At 36.1% G+C, this 17,682-nt stretch carries 16 protein-coding genes; 7 read left to right on the top strand and 9 right to left on the bottom strand.

The window, feature by feature from the left end; all coding sequences use genetic code 11:
- The first annotated feature begins 100 nt into the window (after positions 1 to 100).
- Positions 101 to 1,498 carry a M28 family peptidase gene (locus LZP85_RS06695; RefSeq protein ID WP_025909160.1) on the top strand — a complete coding sequence of 466 codons (1,398 nt, stop codon included), beginning with the start codon at positions 101 to 103 and terminating at the stop codon, positions 1,496 to 1,498.
- Between the two features lie 233 nt (positions 1,499 to 1,731).
- Positions 1,732 to 3,207: a potassium/proton antiporter gene (locus tag LZP85_RS06690; RefSeq protein ID WP_119543553.1), complete on the top strand. Its 1,476-nt coding sequence runs from the start codon at positions 1,732 to 1,734 to the stop codon at positions 3,205 to 3,207.
- Positions 3,208 to 3,223: 16 nt separating this feature from the next.
- On the opposite strand, the gene LZP85_RS06685 is transcribed toward LZP85_RS06690, so the two are convergent.
- Positions 3,224 to 4,000 carry a polysaccharide deacetylase family protein gene (locus LZP85_RS06685; protein ID WP_119543552.1) on the bottom strand — a complete coding sequence of 259 codons (777 nt, stop codon included), beginning with the start codon at positions 3,998 to 4,000 and terminating at the stop codon, positions 3,224 to 3,226.
- Positions 4,001 to 4,328: 328 nt separating this feature from the next.
- Between LZP85_RS06685 and LZP85_RS06680 the strand changes: the two genes are divergently transcribed.
- Positions 4,329 to 4,847: a hypothetical protein gene (locus LZP85_RS06680; protein ID WP_025909163.1), complete on the top strand. Its 519-nt coding sequence runs from the start codon at positions 4,329 to 4,331 to the stop codon at positions 4,845 to 4,847.
- Position 4,848: 1 nt separating this feature from the next.
- Complete coding sequence (locus tag LZP85_RS06675; protein WP_119543551.1) at positions 4,849 to 5,487, top strand: hypothetical protein; 639 nt, start codon at positions 4,849 to 4,851, stop codon at positions 5,485 to 5,487.
- Between the two features lie 40 nt (positions 5,488 to 5,527).
- Here LZP85_RS06675 and LZP85_RS06670 read toward each other — a convergent pair whose 3' ends face one another.
- The 5 genes from LZP85_RS06670 to LZP85_RS06650 all read right to left on the bottom strand — a co-directional run bounded on the left by LZP85_RS06670 (position 5,528) and on the right by LZP85_RS06650 (position 11,768).
- Complete coding sequence (locus LZP85_RS06670) at positions 5,528 to 6,673, bottom strand: toxic anion resistance protein (RefSeq protein ID WP_119543550.1); 1,146 nt, start codon at positions 6,671 to 6,673, stop codon at positions 5,528 to 5,530.
- A gap of 13 nt (positions 6,674 to 6,686) precedes the next feature.
- Positions 6,687 to 7,325, bottom strand: a complete 639-nt coding sequence (locus tag LZP85_RS06665) for a 5-bromo-4-chloroindolyl phosphate hydrolysis family protein (RefSeq protein WP_119543549.1) — start codon at positions 7,323 to 7,325, stop codon at positions 6,687 to 6,689.
- Between the two features lie 189 nt (positions 7,326 to 7,514).
- Complete coding sequence (locus LZP85_RS06660) at positions 7,515 to 9,446, bottom strand: lipoteichoic acid synthase (protein WP_234562091.1); 1,932 nt, start codon at positions 9,444 to 9,446, stop codon at positions 7,515 to 7,517.
- A 736-nt stretch (positions 9,447 to 10,182) separates the two neighbouring features.
- Positions 10,183 to 10,662, bottom strand: a complete 480-nt coding sequence (locus tag LZP85_RS06655) for a glycosyl-4,4'-diaponeurosporenoate acyltransferase CrtO family protein (protein WP_224840362.1) — start codon at positions 10,660 to 10,662, stop codon at positions 10,183 to 10,185.
- Positions 10,659 to 11,768 carry a glycosyltransferase family 2 protein gene (locus tag LZP85_RS06650; protein ID WP_206833784.1) on the bottom strand — a complete coding sequence of 370 codons (1,110 nt, stop codon included), beginning with the start codon at positions 11,766 to 11,768 and terminating at the stop codon, positions 10,659 to 10,661. Before LZP85_RS06650 ends, LZP85_RS06655 begins: the two co-directional genes overlap by 4 nt.
- Positions 11,769 to 11,910: 142 nt before the next feature.
- On the opposite strand from LZP85_RS06650, the gene LZP85_RS06645 reads away from it, so the two are divergent.
- Positions 11,911 to 13,425, top strand: coding sequence for a phytoene desaturase family protein (locus LZP85_RS06645; RefSeq protein WP_226639474.1), 1,515 nt, complete (start codon positions 11,911 to 11,913; stop codon positions 13,423 to 13,425).
- 61 nt (positions 13,426 to 13,486) lie between these two features.
- Here the strand turns inward: LZP85_RS06645 and LZP85_RS06640 are convergent, their stop codons facing one another.
- Positions 13,487 to 14,245, bottom strand: coding sequence for an SDR family NAD(P)-dependent oxidoreductase (locus LZP85_RS06640; protein ID WP_119544160.1), 759 nt, complete (start codon positions 14,243 to 14,245; stop codon positions 13,487 to 13,489).
- 114 nt (positions 14,246 to 14,359) lie between these two features.
- Between LZP85_RS06640 and LZP85_RS06635 the strand changes: the two genes are divergently transcribed.
- Positions 14,360 to 15,730, top strand: coding sequence for an MATE family efflux transporter (locus LZP85_RS06635; protein ID WP_119544161.1), 1,371 nt, complete (start codon positions 14,360 to 14,362; stop codon positions 15,728 to 15,730).
- 30 nt (positions 15,731 to 15,760) lie between these two features.
- On the opposite strand, the gene LZP85_RS06630 is transcribed toward LZP85_RS06635, so the two are convergent.
- The gene (locus LZP85_RS06630) at positions 15,761 to 16,039 is read right to left on the bottom strand and encodes an AbrB/MazE/SpoVT family DNA-binding domain-containing protein (RefSeq protein WP_025912108.1); all 279 of its coding nucleotides are present in this window, start codon (positions 16,037 to 16,039) and stop codon (positions 15,761 to 15,763) included.
- A gap of 362 nt (positions 16,040 to 16,401) precedes the next feature.
- Positions 16,402 to 16,800, bottom strand: a complete 399-nt coding sequence (locus LZP85_RS06625) for a replication termination protein (RefSeq protein ID WP_025912109.1) — start codon at positions 16,798 to 16,800, stop codon at positions 16,402 to 16,404.
- A 335-nt stretch (positions 16,801 to 17,135) separates the two neighbouring features.
- Between LZP85_RS06625 and LZP85_RS06620 the strand changes: the two genes are divergently transcribed.
- On the top strand, positions 17,136 to 17,570 hold the full coding sequence (locus tag LZP85_RS06620; RefSeq protein WP_025912110.1) for an Hsp20/alpha crystallin family protein: 435 nt from the start codon (positions 17,136 to 17,138) through the stop codon (positions 17,568 to 17,570).
- Positions 17,571 to 17,682: the final 112 nt, after the last annotated feature.

The following is a 17,682-nucleotide window of genomic DNA, read 5'->3' as shown; positions in this document are numbered from 1 at the left end:
TTAGAACATTCAAACTAAATAGGAATATTTACCCTTTTTTTATTTTTGGGAATATTATAAATTTTAAGTTGTATCTATAATTTCCCAAAGGAGGAACACAATGAAAAGAACAAAAAAGACAATTGTATCCGTTGCTCTAGCAACAAGCTTAGCCCTTTCAATATCTAGTACATATACTGCAGCTGCTCCTGCTACTCAGGCTTCAGCGAGTCAAGCTTACAATGCGGTAGATAAAAAGGTTCTCAACAAAATTAATGTAGATAACATCTACAATGATATTGAATATTTAGCAAAAACGCCTCGCGTAGCTGGAACTGCGGCTGAACATAAAGCAGCTTGGTATATTCAAAAGAAATTAAAATCATTTGGTTATAAAGCAAACGTCGAGCCATTTACATTCGTTGGCTATACAGAAGCATCTAAAGTTGAACTTTCAGCTGATGGGACAAGCTATTCACCTAGCGCTTTCACATATAGCATAAACGGTAATGTAAGCGCTGAAGTTGTTGATGCTGGCCTTGGAACAAAAGAAGAGTTAACGAATCAAGACTTGACAGGCAAAATTGCACTGATTCAACGTGGCTCTATTAGCTTTGGTGAAAAAGTATTAAATGCAGCTGAAAAAGGAGCCAAAGCCGTTATTATTTATAATAATGCTGACGGTGAGTTAAACGGGACGCTTGGTGGAGCTAATGATGGTTATGTACCAGCTGTAGCTTTACCAAAAGCGGAGGGTGAACAGCTTCTTGAAAAAATAAAAGCAGGCAATCTAACAGCTACTGTAAATATTGAAGGTGCTGAAGTTAGTGAGCGTATTTCATATAACGTAACCGCAACAAAATCACCAACTGAAAAAAAACGCAACACGGATGATATCATCGTAATTGGGGCTCATCATGACTCAGTTGAGGGTGCGCCTGGTGCAAACGACGACGCATCTGGAACAGCAATGGTCATTGAATTAGCTCGCGTATTAAAGTCTCTACCAACAGATACGGAGCTACGCTTTGTAACGTTTGGAGCTGAAGAACTTGGCTTAATTGGTTCTCAAGAGTACGTGGATGGTTTATCTCACGATGAGAAAGATCGTATCGTTGGTATGTTTAACTTAGATATGGTTGGGAGCCGCGATGCTGGTGATTTAGTATTAAAAACAGCAGATGGAAAAGCTAACTTTGTAACAAAATTAGCTCAGGCGTCAAGCTTGCGCCTAAATGGTGCGGCTACTCCATATTCAGAGGGTGGGCGCAGTGATCATGTTCCGTTTGCAGAAGCAGGCATTCCTGCTGCACTATTTATCCATGATCCAGCTGAACCATGGTACCATACACCAGAAGATAGCATTGACAAAATTAGTAAAGAAAAACTTCAAGATGTCGCTGAAATTGTGGGAACTGCCGTGTATGATCGCGCTCGACCAGATCATAAAGGACCAAAAACACAAAAAGGAAAACCATTTAAAGCACCTGAGCTTTATTACCAGCAAGATCTTAAATAAGAATGAGAGAACTCGGTTATACAACCGGGTTCTTTTTTATTAAAAAATACTGAAGCATAATAATCTCTTCTATTCTGACGATTATGGTATACTTTTATTGATACAGCTTTTTTGCTGTAGATTTGGTTATTATAAGGAGGAACATAATGAATTTGACGTTTATTAGCAGCTTTTCATCTGTTATCCATTCAAAAGTAAATTCAACTTAATTATGAAAAAGAGGTGAACAATCATTGAGTTTTACGATTGACAATTTAATTTTCCTTTTATCCATTCTTCTAGTTACGGGAGTCTTAACAGCAAAATTCTCTTCGCGTTTAGGTCTACCTTCCCTCGTACTGTTTATTATTGTTGGTATGATACTCAGTCATTACGTCTACTTTGACAACGCTCTTTTAGCACAAGGTGTCGGAGTAATTGCTCTCATTATCATTCTATTTGATGGTGGTATTCAAACAAAGTGGACCGACGTCAAAAGCGTCGTTCGCCCTTCTATTTCTCTTGCTACATTAGGAGTTTTAATTACAACTGTTGTAACCGGTGTATTAGCAAAGTACATTTTGGATGTTACTTGGCTAGAAGGCTTATTATTTGGAGCGATCGTTGGATCTACTGACGCTGCAGCCGTCTTTTCTGTTTTAGGATCTAAAAACATTCGTCAAAAGCTCACGTCAACTTTAGAAGCAGAGTCAGGTTCAAATGACCCAATGGCGATTTTCTTAACTGTTTCAATTATTGAACTAATCCAAGCACCTGAATCACCTATCTTTACTCTTTTCCTCGACTTTTTCTGGCAAATGGGAATGGGGTTACTAATGGGATTAGTGCTCGGAAAAGCTTCCGTATGGATTATCAATCGCATTAATTTAGATTCATCCGGTCTTTACCCAGTATTATCTCTTGCTTTAGCAGCTTTAACATATGGCGTCACTGCTTTTATTGGAGCAAGTGGATTGCTAGCTGTCTACATAATGGCTGTTATTATCGGAAACTCCCATTTAACATATCGTCATGCAATTGTACGCTTTAATGAAGGTTTTGCATGGATGATGCAAATTCTTATGTTTATTATTTTAGGTCTACTCGTCTTTCCAAAAGAGCTTATTGAGGTTACATGGCAAGGTATCTTATTGTCGTTTTTATTAATGCTCGTTGCTCGACCATTAGGTGTTTTCATCAGCATGCTTTTCACTAAATATACAATGAAAGAGCAGCTATTCATTTCGTGGGGAGGACTAAAAGGAGCCGTTCCAATTGTTCTAGCTACATATCCAATGATGGCTGGCCTTGAAAATAGCACACTTATCTTTAACGTGGTATTCTTCGTTGTTCTTACTTCTGCGTTATTACAAGGAGCAACCATTTCTCCGTTAGCCAATTACTTGAATTTCTCAGATGGTGAAAAAGAAGTGGTTCCACACAGTTTAGAACTTGTTTCGATGGGCAAAACCAATAATGAAATGATTGAGCTAAAGCTGGTTCCAGATGCCGCAATCTCTGGAAAATCACTTGAAGAACTTCCCTTGCCAGAAGATATTTTAATTACGGCTGTTATCCGTGAAGAAAAGCTAATTACACCTCGCGGAAATACTAAAATCTTTTCTGGCGATACTCTGTACGTTCTTGTTTCTAAAAAGAAACGCGAGCGCGTTACGGAATATTTCCAAAAGAAAAAAACCTCTCTCGAAGAGGATGTATCTACCCCTTAAAAAACAAAGGCATCTCCTATTTTAAAGGAGTGCCTTTGTTTTTGTTTTCCTTTTGCATTAAATAAAGCGATTCGTAGTTTGGATGATGCTTCAAAAGCTCTGAAATTGTGACAAAACGATATCCTTTTTCCTTTAGCTCAGGCAGTATTTGTTTCAGTGCTTGAACCGTTTGCGTGCGATCCCCCCCTGTATCGTGAAACAAAACGATGTCGCCAGAGCTTGCATTTTTCAGAACTTGATGAACAATTTTGTCTACACCAGGGTTTCTCCAATCAAATGTGTCTTGATGCCATGACCATAATACAACAGTATACTGCTGATTTTTAGCTGCTTTCACCACTTTATCATCATAGTAACCAGTTGGTGGCCTAAAAAGATAGGGTTTAATACCCGTTATCTGCTGAATTTTGTCATCAGCCTTTTCAATCTCACCTTCTATTTTTACAGTATCTTTACCACGAACTTCTAAGTGACTATACGTATGATTTGCAAGTTCATGCCCTTCTTTAACCTCTCTTTTAGCAATTGTAGGATATTGAGTAACTCGGTCACCTAAAACAAAGAATGTAGCTTTTGCATTGTATTCTTTTAATAAATCTAGAATGAGTGGCGTATACGTTGGATCAGGTCCATCATCAAACGTTAATGCAATAATCTTTTCTTCACTTGTTGGAACTTCCCAAACAATATCACCTTTTTTCTCATAGTAAAAGCGGCTTTTCTTTGCTGCTTGTCCGTTCGATGCACCTGTGAAAAAGAGAAGTGCGCAAAGAAGCAAACAACCTTTTTTCATACGCTTACCTTCTTTCTTGTTTCTCTATTTGATCTTGCTCTAGTTGTGATATGACAATGGCTCGTAAGTCATTCTCAAAAAATGATTCACTGCATACATACGAATGCTTTGACGACTCCTCTTGTTTCGACTTTTGATTCACTCGATATCCACTCTCTTTCTTTTTAGAATGTTCTTTTAGGTTCTCCCAAATAAATGAAAACAAATCGATAAAAACAACCGTATTGCGTTTACTTTTAATGGAATGGGGGAAAATGTAAGAAATTGAACACTATACTCATTGAAGGGTTGATTTTGACAATTTCACTATAGATAAAGGAGACTGTATATGATCTATCGAATAGTAATAGTAGCTCTGTTTATCTTTACGCTTAGTGCGCTTCAAACAAAAACGAACATATTGCCTTTAGCAAGTGAGCAAGAAAACGCTAGAAAAGGTACGTCCAGTCATCAAGGCTTTTCAATAAATGTATTACCTGACTATGAATTACAAAAAGAAGAAGAAGGAAAAGACATTATTTTCTCTACGCATTCACCTCATACTTGGATGAGAATTCAAGTCTTAGAAGTCGATACAGCAAATAAACTTACGTCGGTTAATACGGCTACATCTACTTTTGAAGAACAATTCGGAAAAGCTAAAATGATTGCCGATCAGCACCATATTAAGAAGCCACTCATTACTGCTTTTGAAGCCTACACTGATCAAGAAAAAGCGGCCTTATATATCGTAAAGGCTCCTAGCAAAGCACAAATACTAGTTATTATAACTAATATAAAAAAACATTCACCTGATGAACAAGAATTGTTTACTATGATTAATAGCATTCAATTAAAGGAGAGATAGTGTGCAAAAATATTTGTTAGTTCTGTTTACAGCAATTATGCTGACGGCTTGTGGAACAACACAAGAAAACTCTAAGTCCCATAATTCTTCTCATAGTACAAGTGATCAATCTCCAAAAGAAAAAACATCGAAAGAATCCTCAGACACTTCATCTGATGAACAAACCATTCGTCTTCCTGAACAGATGATGGCGTATGAAAACGAAGGTATGCAAGAAGAAAAAATGGGGTTTTTAAAAACTAGTGAAAACCAAAAATATTCTTTATATGTCTTAGAAGGGTATACGTTTACAGAAGAAGAACCACGAAAAGATGTTATTTACTACGACGCTAACGATAAGCTGTGGATGCGTATTGAAGTTCTTCCTGATAACGTAGATTGGGACAAGGTAGAACAAGAAGCTCTAAAAGGATTAGAAGCTGTATCAACTGACGTTCAAAAAAGCTCTGTCACGTCTTATAATGAGACTTTTTCATTCCACAGTGTACATTCAGCCAGCAACGACAAGAACCGAACTACTTCATATTTAGTGAAGGCATCTGATAAGCGTCCAGCTATGCGGCTCACCATCTTCACTCCGGTTGAAACAGAAAATGTTAACGCCTTTTTAGAAATGGCTAATTCGATTGAAAATTTATAGACTCAAAAAGCCGAACACAAAGGTGTTCGGCTTTTTGAGTCTATTTTAAATCCATTAGCTTTGTTTTCAAGTCAGTTTCCATTTGATACAGCTCTGCTTCTGCTTCTGTTCTTTTTGTACGACCTTCTTCTTGAATTTTTAATACTTCTTCAAGCGTAGTAATTAAATCTGATTGTGTTTGTCTAAGCGTTTCAATATTTACTATTCCTCGCTCGTTTTCTTTTGCTACTTCAATTGTATTTTGCTTTAACATTTCTGAATTACGTGTTAATAAATCATTTGTTGTTTTAGATACTTGTTTCTGAGCTTCCATTGCAGCTTTTTGTCGCAGCAGTGTAGTAGCAATTACAATTTGATTTTTCCAAAGGGGAATTGCGGTCAAAATAGAGCTTTGAATCTTTTCTACAAGCGTTTGATTTACTTCTTGAATCAAGCGAATCTGCGGTGCACTTTGAACAGCAATTTGTCTACTTAACTTTAAATCATGAACGCGCTTTTCTAAACGATTAATGAATTGGCTTAAATCATTTACTTCCTGAGCCATCAAGTAATCATTTTTTGCTTTTGCTTCCTGCTGAAGTGCCGGCAACGCTTCATTTCTAAGCGTTTCTAATCGATACTCTGCAGCTCCGATATAAATATTTAACGCATCATAAAACTGTTTATTTTTATCATACAAACTATCTAACATTGTAATATCACGATAAAGCATTTGCTTTGAACGTTCTAATTTATCCGCAATCTTATCAATTTCAACGTTAATACTTTGATATTTTGTTAATAAATTTTGAATTGGCTTTGACAAACCAGAAAATACTCTGCTGATAAATCCTTTTTTCTTCGTTGTGAAATCATCTGGATTCACCTGACGTATTTTAGACATTAAGTCAGCGATCACATCTCCAACAGGACCTGTATCTTTCGTTTGCACATGCTGTAAAACAGACTGAGAGAACTGCGAAAGCTCCGACTGTGCGGCTACTCCATATTGAAGAATAGCCTGCTGGTTTTTATAATCGATTTGCTCGGCGATTTTCTGTGCTTTTTCTTGGTATTCAGGGGCTAAGTTATTGTATGTTGAAAGCTGCTTAGCTACCGGTTGGTCAAGCTGAGTCGCCAAAGTTGGTGATGCAAACGGATCATTTAAAAGTTCATCTAGCGATTGTTTTTTTTCCACTTCTTTCATATAAACCCCACCCTTATTTCATTCGATTTATTGGCGCATATTCTTCTTCATTTTGAAAATGTTGTTTTAAAACCTTCATTTCTGCATCTAAACTTAGCACATCTTGAGAAAGTGCAGAATTTAAAAGCTGGTCATACTGTGTTGACAGTTCATGTATCACATTTTCAGCCTCATGAATACTTTCTTTTACGTCAATACTTTTTGTAGGTTTAGATAATAAAAATACGTAGCGTTCAATAACCGTCACCGTTGCTTGCAAATAGTTCGTAAAAAATGGCTGAACACTTTTATAACGCGCAGGCTCTTTTTCAACCATATCAACGATACTTTTCCCTACTCTATATAGCTTAGAAAGCTCTGTCCACATGTGAATTGATTTTAGCTTAAAGCGAGAACTGCTAATAACTTTTAATTGCTTACGTGCTTCACGAGCCTGATGCTTGATATAAGCAAGTTCTTCTCTATAAGGGTCTTTATATGCAATTCTAGCGCTTTTAAAAACGAAGAATATTGCTGTTAGTGCAGCCGTACCAAAGCTTAATAAAATGCTATCACCAATCCCTACACCAAACCCTAAATAACTAATTGGAATCGTAGCTGTACCAACAGCCCATACGATAAACAATCGTTTTAAAAATGTCACCACTTTCATGTCCGCTCACTCCTTATCGTCTCTATTTATGTTTAAAATCGTTACGTTTCACTTATTATGATAAGAATATTATACCATTTAACTCCTAGTTCTAAAATAAATTACCTTTATACGTTATATACGAACGAAGAGCAAATAAGTTTCAGTTCCCATAAAAAAAGCGAAGGCATGTTTGCCTTCGCTTTTTTCTTAGTCACGCTTATTGTAATCATATTGAGAACGATCTACTGGTTTAAAGCCTTCTGGGGTATGGAAACGTAATAAGTCACCATATACAAGCTTATCGGACAGCTCAAGCTTTTGTTTTACCAGTTCGTCGTATTTATCATATTTTTTTGCTTCTTCTTCTGGTAATTGCTCACCAGTTTCGTTATTGAATACTTTTTGGTCCACTTTTGTAATCTCAGGAGTTACAAAGTCACCGTTTCTAAACGGAACAATTTCCTGGTGGTCTTTTGAAAGTAAGTCTGTACCAAAGTCAATATAGTCTTTCGTATCAATACCTAATAGGTGCATAACTGTTGGGCGAATATCAACTTGACCACCGTACGTATGCTTCACGCCACCCTCTAGACCAGGAGCATGAATGAATAGTGGTACTCGCTGTAATTGCGCTTGTTCAAAGTCACCTACATCTTTACCAAGAACCTCAGACATTGCACGCTTATGGTTTTCAGAAATACCATAGTGGTCACCATACATAACAACCATCGTGTTATCGTATAAGCCAGAAGCTTTTAAATCATCAAAGAACTGCTTTAATGCCTCATCCAAATAGCGAGACGTTTGGAAGTATTGGTCAACTGATTTATCGCCTGTAGTATGCGGCTCAATTGTTTGATCTTCCTCATCTAATGGATAAGGGAAATGGTTAGATAGCGTAATAAATTTTGCGCTAAATGATTGCTTTAATTCTTTTAAATAAGGCATAGAATCTTTAAAGAATGGCTTATCTTCTAAACCATAGTTTAGCGTATCTTCCTCATTCATATCGTAATATGCTGAGTCGAAGAATTTATCAACACCAAATGACTTGTACATTTCATCACGGTTCCAGAATGTCTTACCATTACCATGGAATACTGCATTTGTATAACCGTTTTGGCCTAAAATAGCAGATCCAGCTTGATACGTGTTATTTGCCTTTGTTGTGAAAACTGATCCTTGAGGTAATGGGAATATTGAGTTTTCTACCATAAACTCAGCATCCGATGTTTTACCTTGACCTGTTTGATGGAACACGTTATCAAAATAAAGCGTATTTTTATCATTTCTAAGTGAGTTCATAAATGGCGTAACTTCTTCACCATTTAATTCATATCCCATCATAAATGTTTGTAATGATTCAAGTGAGATATAAATTACGTTCATATCCTTAGCTTTACCAAAGTATTCTTCATTTGGCTCAGCGTAAGTTGCTTTTGCGTAGTTTTCAACCTCTGTTACGTCACTGCTGTCAGCTAGAGCTCGTTGAGCTGACGATTTCGAGCTTTGAATAATGTCATAAACTGTATAGTTATATGCACCTAAATATTTAACTAAATAGTTACGGTCAAACGTACGTGTTAAAAGCTGTGGACGATCTGTTTCTGCAATGGCAATATTTGCACTTACAACTAGAACCCCAACTAAAAATACGCTTGTTACCGTACGTTTACTAATTGTTGTAGGTAAATCAAACTTCTTCCACATTACAAGTGCAATTAAAACAAAGAAGTCAATGAAATACAGAATATCTGTTGGCTGAATTAAAGCCATTGCACTTCCACCTAATTGACCAAAGTTATTTGATTGAGTCAAAACAGGTACTGTAATGAAGTCATTAAAGAATCGATAGTACACAACGTTTGCGTACAAAATAAATGATAATAAGAAGTTAATACCTAGTAATGCTCGTACCTTTCCTCTCCCTTTAAATAGTAAGGCAAAAGCAAAAAAGATAATTGCTGAACCGAGTGGGTTCATAAATAGTAAAAACTTTTGGATAAAATTCTCAAGACTTAAATTAAATTCAATTTGATAAACGGCATAAGTTTTAATCCAAAATAACAATACTGCAACTAAAAACAACGGTAATTGCTTAACAAAAATGTTTTTTCCGTTTGTCATGAGCTGTTTCATATTCCCACCTCTATATCTATTTGAAATTTGAGCTCATTTATTTTAGACGTAAATCTGGATGGATGTTAGTCTAAATTCGTAAAAAGAAATCTCCCTTACAAAAACTGTAAGAGAGCTAAACTGTTCTTTCACATTTTAACTCTTTAAAAAAAATTGTCAACACTCTTGCTGTATATTTTATTGAAAACATGAAAAAATAACTAGTTCATTGCTTCTTCTATTTATATGCCCAGCCTGTACAAACATCTACTTAAAAATAAATTTATCCTTATGTTCAATTTATATTTTTCTCAAGCTTTTTATCACCATTATGTTAAGTTTGCCATTCCTACACACTGACAATACGCTGGACACTATGAATTCTATATCTTATGCCATTCCATTTTTTTTCTTAAGAAAAAGGACTTCTTGTTCTTTCATTGAAATACTATTCTAAATGTCGTTGTTATGACTGGTACATCATCTATAACTTAGAGGATCGAGAAGAAGAAAACAACCGAGTAGTTTTACTTCCGGTTTCTTTACCCAAATAGAATTGAAACGAAACAGTTGTAAATCATTTTGTTTCACGCCATATGCTTACACAAAATTACGTTTAAGTATATATAGAAAGTAAGATACAGGATGGTTCATAACGAAATGATTTCAAAACCAACAAAAAATATCCCAACTATCAAAAGGATTTAACTCACAATAGTTGAGATAGATCATTAACTGAAATACTTATGTTCTAGCCTCATTCTGAAACGAGTATACGCTGTGAAATTCTCACAATCCGAATTCGGTTATACCGTTGAATAATAATAAATGGCAGGTTTGTAATACACGCATAAACAACCATAACCCACCCGACATAAGCTGAATTCCATAGAAAGAACAGAAATGCAGGACAAATGCTCAACCAATGAGTTAACTCTGCTCTTTTTGTCTCCAGTAAAAATTGGCGTGTATACTCAGGTGAACGAGATTGCCATGTTTTTTTATAAAAACCGCTCTTCATCACTTTCCCTGCATCTGGTAAAAAAGTTTTCCATTTATGAATCCAAACCTTTTTGTATTTCTGATCTGTCTCCCACTTCATTCGCTTAAAAATGAGATAATCTTTTTCAAAAAATGTAATGGGGATACTTCCACAAGCATAGGAGATGGCTATATGAAAGAAGAGCCATGCGCTAATGTTTATACATGTAATAAAAACAGGACTAGCGTTCATCATTTAAAAAACCTCTTTTTTGCATGATGAACCTGGATTTCTCTTCCTTTCCAAGCAACTTTTCTTACTATCGTTGTTTGTAACAATGAATACGCAAATACGATTAAAAAAAAGAAGAGATGAACAGGAAAAAGAAAACATGTTACATATGAGAACGTTCCTATATGGCGCAGTTTGCTGAATAATATGATTCCTATTAACACATAGCTAGTTCCAGCCAACATTGGATATTTTTCTATAAGAAGCGGAAAGGAAAAAACATAGTGTATCATACCTGTAAGCCATAAACTCACAAGAAACAAATAAATTGGTTCCGTTTTTCCAGCTCCTGATACAAAACTTTTGCTCCACCCTTTTATGAGCTCACCAATTCCGTTAGGGTACATTCTCATACTAACTGCACCTCTACCACTCATGCAGTAAACCTCCCCTTGCTGTTCACGAACGTAGTTAGCAAAAGCCATGTTTTCAACCACTTCTCCGCAAATTGATTCGTGACCCCCATAGCGAAAATAATCGCTTTTTTCACACACCAAGCACTGACCAAATCCACCTGATGCTTTTCCACTTGGGTTAAATAAGTGAAAGCTCCCTACTGAAGCAAAAACAATATAGTGAAAAAAAGCAGATAACGATTCGTATGGCTTCTTAACACAATGAAACGGATGAATGGATAAAAACCCTTTCTTAACTTGAAACACATCATAAATTCTTTTAATCCCCTCTTTTTCTACCCACGTGTCCGCGTCTAAAAACAATAGAATGGAGCCGTTTGCTTTTTTTGCACCATTCCAGCATGCCCAAGATTTTCCTAACCACCCTTTTGGCAACTTTTTTGGCTTTACAACAACCGCTCCCATCTCTGTTGCTATATGAGCAGTCTGATCCGTAGACCAATCATCAACGACAATAACCTCATACAAATTTGAACGATTTTCATTAAGGGTTTTTAAAAGCTTTCTTATATTATGCTCTTCGTTACGAGCTGGAATAATAACAGAGACTTTCTTTACCTCTTTCAAAGGTTTTTGAACGCTCACACGCTGAAACGTTGGAATTCGAGTAATTAAAAGTGAAGTAAGAAGTAGCATAACCATTATAAATGACATTATTTCTCTCCTTATGAATGTATATTTTCACAAAAATTAGGCAAAACAAACAGTTATGAAAAGCTCTTTTTCTAAAAATATGCATGGTAATTTTTATTATTATGCTTACCAACTACTCGTTAGTTTATAAGGAGGAATTATAGTGAATAAAAAAGTACTCATCGTTGGCTCAGGTTTAGGTGGGCTATCCGCAGCGGTTCGCCTTGCTTCTGACGGCTATAAAGTAACCATTTTAGAACAAGGAGAGCGGATCGGCGGGAAGTTAAACACGCGTAATGGAAAAGGCTTCTCATTTGATACAGGTCCCTCTATTCTTACGATGCCTTGGGTATTAGAACAGCTTTTTGAAAGTGCTGGAAAAAACATGCATGACTACATGAGCATTGAGCGTGTAGAGCCCCAATGGCGCACATTTTTTACGGATGGAACCCAAATCGACTTAACCAGTGACTTACCAAAAATGATTACAGAAATCCAAAAGTATGCGCCAGAGGATGTAAGCGGCTTTTTTGACTACCTTTCCTATGCACATAAAATGTATGAATCCAACTTAAAAAGTTTCTATAAAAAGAGCTTAACGGGCCTAAATGACTTGCGTTCTATGCATACAGTCAAAGAATTGTTCCAAATGGATCCAATGAAATCAATGGACGCTACTACGCGTAAATACTTCTCAAGCAAACATCTGCGTCAAATCTTTAATTTTTTAATTATGTACATCGGTTCTTCCCCTTATAATGCACCTGCTGTATTAACGCAGTTGGCTCATGTACAGCTAGGTCTTGGCATTTATTATGTTCAAGGTGGAATGTATAAAATTGCTGAGGGAATTGGCAAGTTATTAAATGAATTAGGGGTAGAAATTAAACTAAACACGCCCGTTGAGAAAATTACAACTGAAGGTTCGAAAGCATCGGGTGTAGTCTTGAAAAACGGGGAAAGCTTAGCAGCAGATTTTGTTGTTTCTAATTTAGAAGTGATACCAACGTATAAAACATTATTGAAAAACCACCCTCAAGCAAAGCAACACACAGATCAGCTTGCTAAATATGAGCCGACTGTTTCGGGATTAGTTCTGTTATTAGGCGTTAACAAAAAATACGAGCAGCTTGCTCACCATAACTTCTTTTTCTCAAAAAATCAAAAGCAAGAATTTGATACGATTTTTAATGAAGGTGAAATTGCTTCAGATCCAACGATTTATATTGGTGTTTCATCTAAATCTGACGTGACACAAGCGCCCGAAAGAAAAGAAAACTTATTCATTTTAACGCACGTTCCTTCATTAAAAGAAGGTGAAGACTGGAACGTTATTGAAGAACAATACCGAGATGTCGTTCTTACCAAACTTGAAGCGATGGGTCTTGAAGGCCTACGTGATAGCATTGAATTTGAAGAAAGGTTCACGCCAAACACCATCCAGCAGCTATACGGCGCAAATGGAGGCTCTATATACGGCGTAGCAACCGATCGTAAAAAGAACGGTGGTTTTAAAATCCCTGCTCGTAGTCAAATTCTATCAAATTTATACTTTGTTGGTGGTTCTACTCACCCTGGCGGTGGCGTTCCGATGGTCACTCTATCGGGGCAGCTAACTGCTGATGCAATTAATGAAGATTTTCAGTTACCTTCTATTAATAAAAAGCATATCGGATAATAATGATGAAAAGCCCACACACCTGCTCAGATTAAAGAGCTGGAATGCGGGCTTTTTGCTATTAAAAATTCATTTTTGACTGCCCGCCATCTACATTTAAGCTTGCTCCAACAATCCACGAAGCTTTTTCAGATGCTAGAAAAACCACAGCGTTAGCTACTTCTTCCACGGTTCCAAAACGACCTGCTGGAATTTCATTTTTTACAAACTGATTAATTTTTTCAGGATTTTCTTCTAACCGCTTCTTCCAATTACCCGTTTCATGTAGAATACTTCCAGGCGCAATGCTGTTAACGCGTATGCCATAGGAAATCATTTCATCCGCAAATGACTTAGTAAAGCTAATTAAAGCAGACTTGGCGTTATTATACGTTACTTTACCTCCGCTTTCTCGGCCAAAAATAGATGTAATGTTTACAATGGAACCTGTTTTTCGTTCTTTCATATACTCTGCTGCAAGCTTGCTTAAATGAACCGCAGAAAAGTAATTAAGCTCCATCGCTTCATAAAACAATGATAAATCTGTTTCTAGCGCTTGCCCTCCATTGCTTCCGCCTGCATTGTTAATTAAAATGTCGATACCTTGAAAATCTTTTACGACATTTTCAATCAATTGAATGCGCTCGTCTTGTTTCGTCACATCTACTTTATATGTACGGATGTTGGTAAATCTCTGACTTAAACGCTCTAAGTCATCTTCACCTCGAGCTGCAACCGCAACATCTGCTCCTTCTTCTGCAAAGAGCACAGCAATTGCTTGACCAATCCCTTTCGTCCCACCTGTTATGAGCACCTTTTTACCTTTTAAATTTAAATCCATTGTAATGCCTCCTTGTTTTTATTTAATAGTAATATATTAACTATTCTTTCGCAAAAACAAGCCTCATCGTGATATAATTTTTCTCGTGTGAACTTGACGGATAGGAGTACAAACATGAATCAAACATTCTCTAAAACGGAAAAAACGAAGCAGTTTTTATTTATCTTATTACCTATTTTGATGACGCAGTTCGGTATGTTTTCAATGAGCTTCTTTGATACGATGATGTCGGGTCGTGTAGGAGCAGATGATTTAGCAGGAGTTGCTATTGGCTCAAGCCTTTGGATGCCTGTATTTACTGGACTAAGTGGTATTTTAATGTCCGTAACTCCTATTGTAGCTCAGCTGATTGGGGCTGATAAAAAGAAAAATGTCGCTTTTACAGTTGTTCAGGGACTATATGTTTCAATTATCATGGCCTTAATTGTTATTGTTATTGGATTCTTTGTCGTAAACCCCATTTTAAACGCTATGAATCTAGATCCAAACGTAGCTCGGATTGCGTTAGATTACTTAGTGGCGTTATCAATTGGTATTTTTCCTCTATTCATTTATACCGTCTTACGTAACTTTATTGATGCACTGGGTCAAACAAGAACATCGATGTTTATTACCCTTCTTGGCTTGCCTATTAACGTTGCGTTAAACTACTTATTGATTTTCGGAAAATTTGGTTTCCCTAAGCTTGGAGGCGTTGGAGCTGGATATGCTACGGCTATTACTTATTGGTGCATTTTGCTCGTGGCAATTTGGATTATCACCAGAAAAGATCCTTTTCAATCATTTCAGGTATTTCGTACATTTTATAAACCCGCTTGGCCTTCATTTAAAGAAATACTTGGGATCGGCATTCCAATTGGATTTGCTATCTTTTTTGAAACAAGTATCTTCTCAGCCGTTACATTGTTTATGAGCGCATATGATACGGTGACAATTGCTTCTCACCAAGCAGCAATAAACTTTGCATCGTTTCTGTATATGATTCCGCTCAGCATTTCAATGGCCTTAACAATTGTTGTAGGATTTGAAGCTGGTGCTAAGCGTTTTGAAGATGCAAAGATGTACAGTCGTATCGGTATTTTACTTGCCGTTTGCTTAGCTCTTTTAGGTGCAGTCTTTTTATTTTTATTTAAAGAAAAAGTAGCTACTTTATACACAACAGATCCCAAAGTGTTGGCATTAACAACTCATTTTTTAATTTATGCGGTCTTTTTTCAATTATCGGATGCAATTCAAGCACCGATTCAAGGGGCTCTGAGAGGATATAAAGATGTGAACATTACCTTTTTTATGGCGTTGATTTCATATTGGGTAATTGGTTTACCACTAGGATATATATTGGCAAATTATACAGGACTTGCAGCTTTTGGATATTGGATTGGACTGATTAGTGGTTTGGCTGTAGGTGCAATTGGATTAAGCTATCGGCTTAAGACGATTCAAAAGCGCTTTATTTCATCAGCCCAGGCTTCGAAAACTGCATAATAAAAAAGAACGTCCAATGACGTTCTTTTTTTATTTGTTTAAAGTACGTTGAAGTTCGTTCAGAAGTCGTTCCGCTCCTTTTTTACTTAGCACGACATTTCCATTAGCGAACGTAAGGTTATCACTCTTAATTTCACCAGTTACGGCACAAGCACCATATGGGCTATATTTCTGTAGAATAATAATGTCTTCATCAACGTATATTTCGACTGGATCACCTGTATTAATATTTAGAATTCGTCGCAATTCGATTGGAATTACAACTCGACCCAATTCATCTACTTTTCTTACAATACCTGTAGACTTCATAATCTCCATTCCTTTCGTACGATGTAAAATATTCACCTTATGCAATAAACTCTTGTACATCCTCAGTTCTAAAATGCTCTTATTTGGTCCTCATACATGGATTTTGAATCTCAAAATAAGGCATTTCTGTTTTTAAAATTTATGTACAACTTGTATCATATCAATTCAACCTTTATTTATGAATAGTACATAGTCTTTAAAAAATAATCTATCCATATATGTTAAAAGTGTGTATTTAAACCATTTTATACCTATAAATCCATCTTTTTCACTACTGCTGACCCATAATATAACTTTTCCTAACGTGAATTGGACGAAATTCCCTCTTTACAAATATCTTTTTTTCAGTTAAAAAGAGGTATTCATGATTGAATACCTCTTGAAACAACGCTAAAGTTATCGCGAATGGCTTTTTGAATCATTGCCTCACATCTTTCTAGTTCTACCTTTAGCTGCTTTTTATATAGTTTTGCTTTTTCCTCTCCGCCCGCTGCAAACTTGTAATATACTACTTCCTGCAGCTTCATTCCTTCTTTCTTCTTTTTTACTTGTTTTAATACACCATCTTCAATTAAATCATGTAATGCTTTATATACTTCCGAATGATTAGGTTTAAAACCAAACGGTCGAAATTCTTCACGCAGGACATCTAAAAGCCTGAGTCCATATAAGCGTTCTTGCTCGGTCATTGTAATCATATATAACTTTAAAAAAGCACGCTGCTTTAATAGGAACCCACTAGACGTTCGTTTTTCTCTCATACGTATACCTCCGCTTCAAGTTTACTTGACAATCGCTATATAATAATTATACTTTCTTACTCTCTCATAATCCTGCTTTTCATAACATAAGTCTAAATATTTAACTCCGTTTGAAACTTTTTTTACAGCTAAAACAAGAACTTATGTTCCTTATTTTATAATATATACCATCATAGGGGATTTCTTCAACTATCTCGCCTCGTTAAAGATGACATACCACCAATGAGCAACATTCAAAAATCATGTCAAAAAAGAAATGATTCCTTCATATATATAAAATGAACCCATAACATTCTATAAATAATCACTTATTACTGACTAAGGAGGCAAATATCATGTCAAAACACTTTGATGATTTAGATTGGAGTTCTCTACATGACAAAGTCGAAGAAATGTTAGGGACTCACTTTTGGAACGACTTTACCACACTTCTCCCTAAAAAATTCCCAGCAGTTGATTTATATGAAACTGAGAAAGAAGGAATTATTGTGGCTGAACTTCCAGGTCTTCAGTCAGCTAAGGATGTAGAAATTAAAGTAGAGCTCAACACGCTTACAATTCAAGGTCAGCTCCCCTACTCCTATGAAGTTGCAAAACCACATTTGAAAATCAATGAACGCCATACAGGTGTATTTATGCGTACGATTAAGCTTCCTTTTCAATTTGTAGAAAATGAAATTAAAGCTAAGTATCGCAATGGGTTATTAGAAATTAAACTCTTAAAGCAAGAAGTAAACCAGCAAATTGCAATCGAATTTAACGAAGAATAAGCAGCCGTAAAACAGCTGCTTATTTTTATTTCATCCCAATACAGCTAGCGACCAAAAAATGCTTTTTATTCCGAAAATTTAAATTAAATTAATAACTTTTACTCTCTTATAA

The organism is Priestia flexa (assembly GCF_021441905.1).
In the GTDB taxonomy this organism is placed as follows: Bacteria; Bacillota; Bacilli; order Bacillales; family Bacillaceae_H; genus Priestia; species Priestia flexa.
The sequence above is the reverse complement of the archived record's forward strand: the minus strand, read 5'-3'. Positions and strand labels throughout refer to the sequence as shown.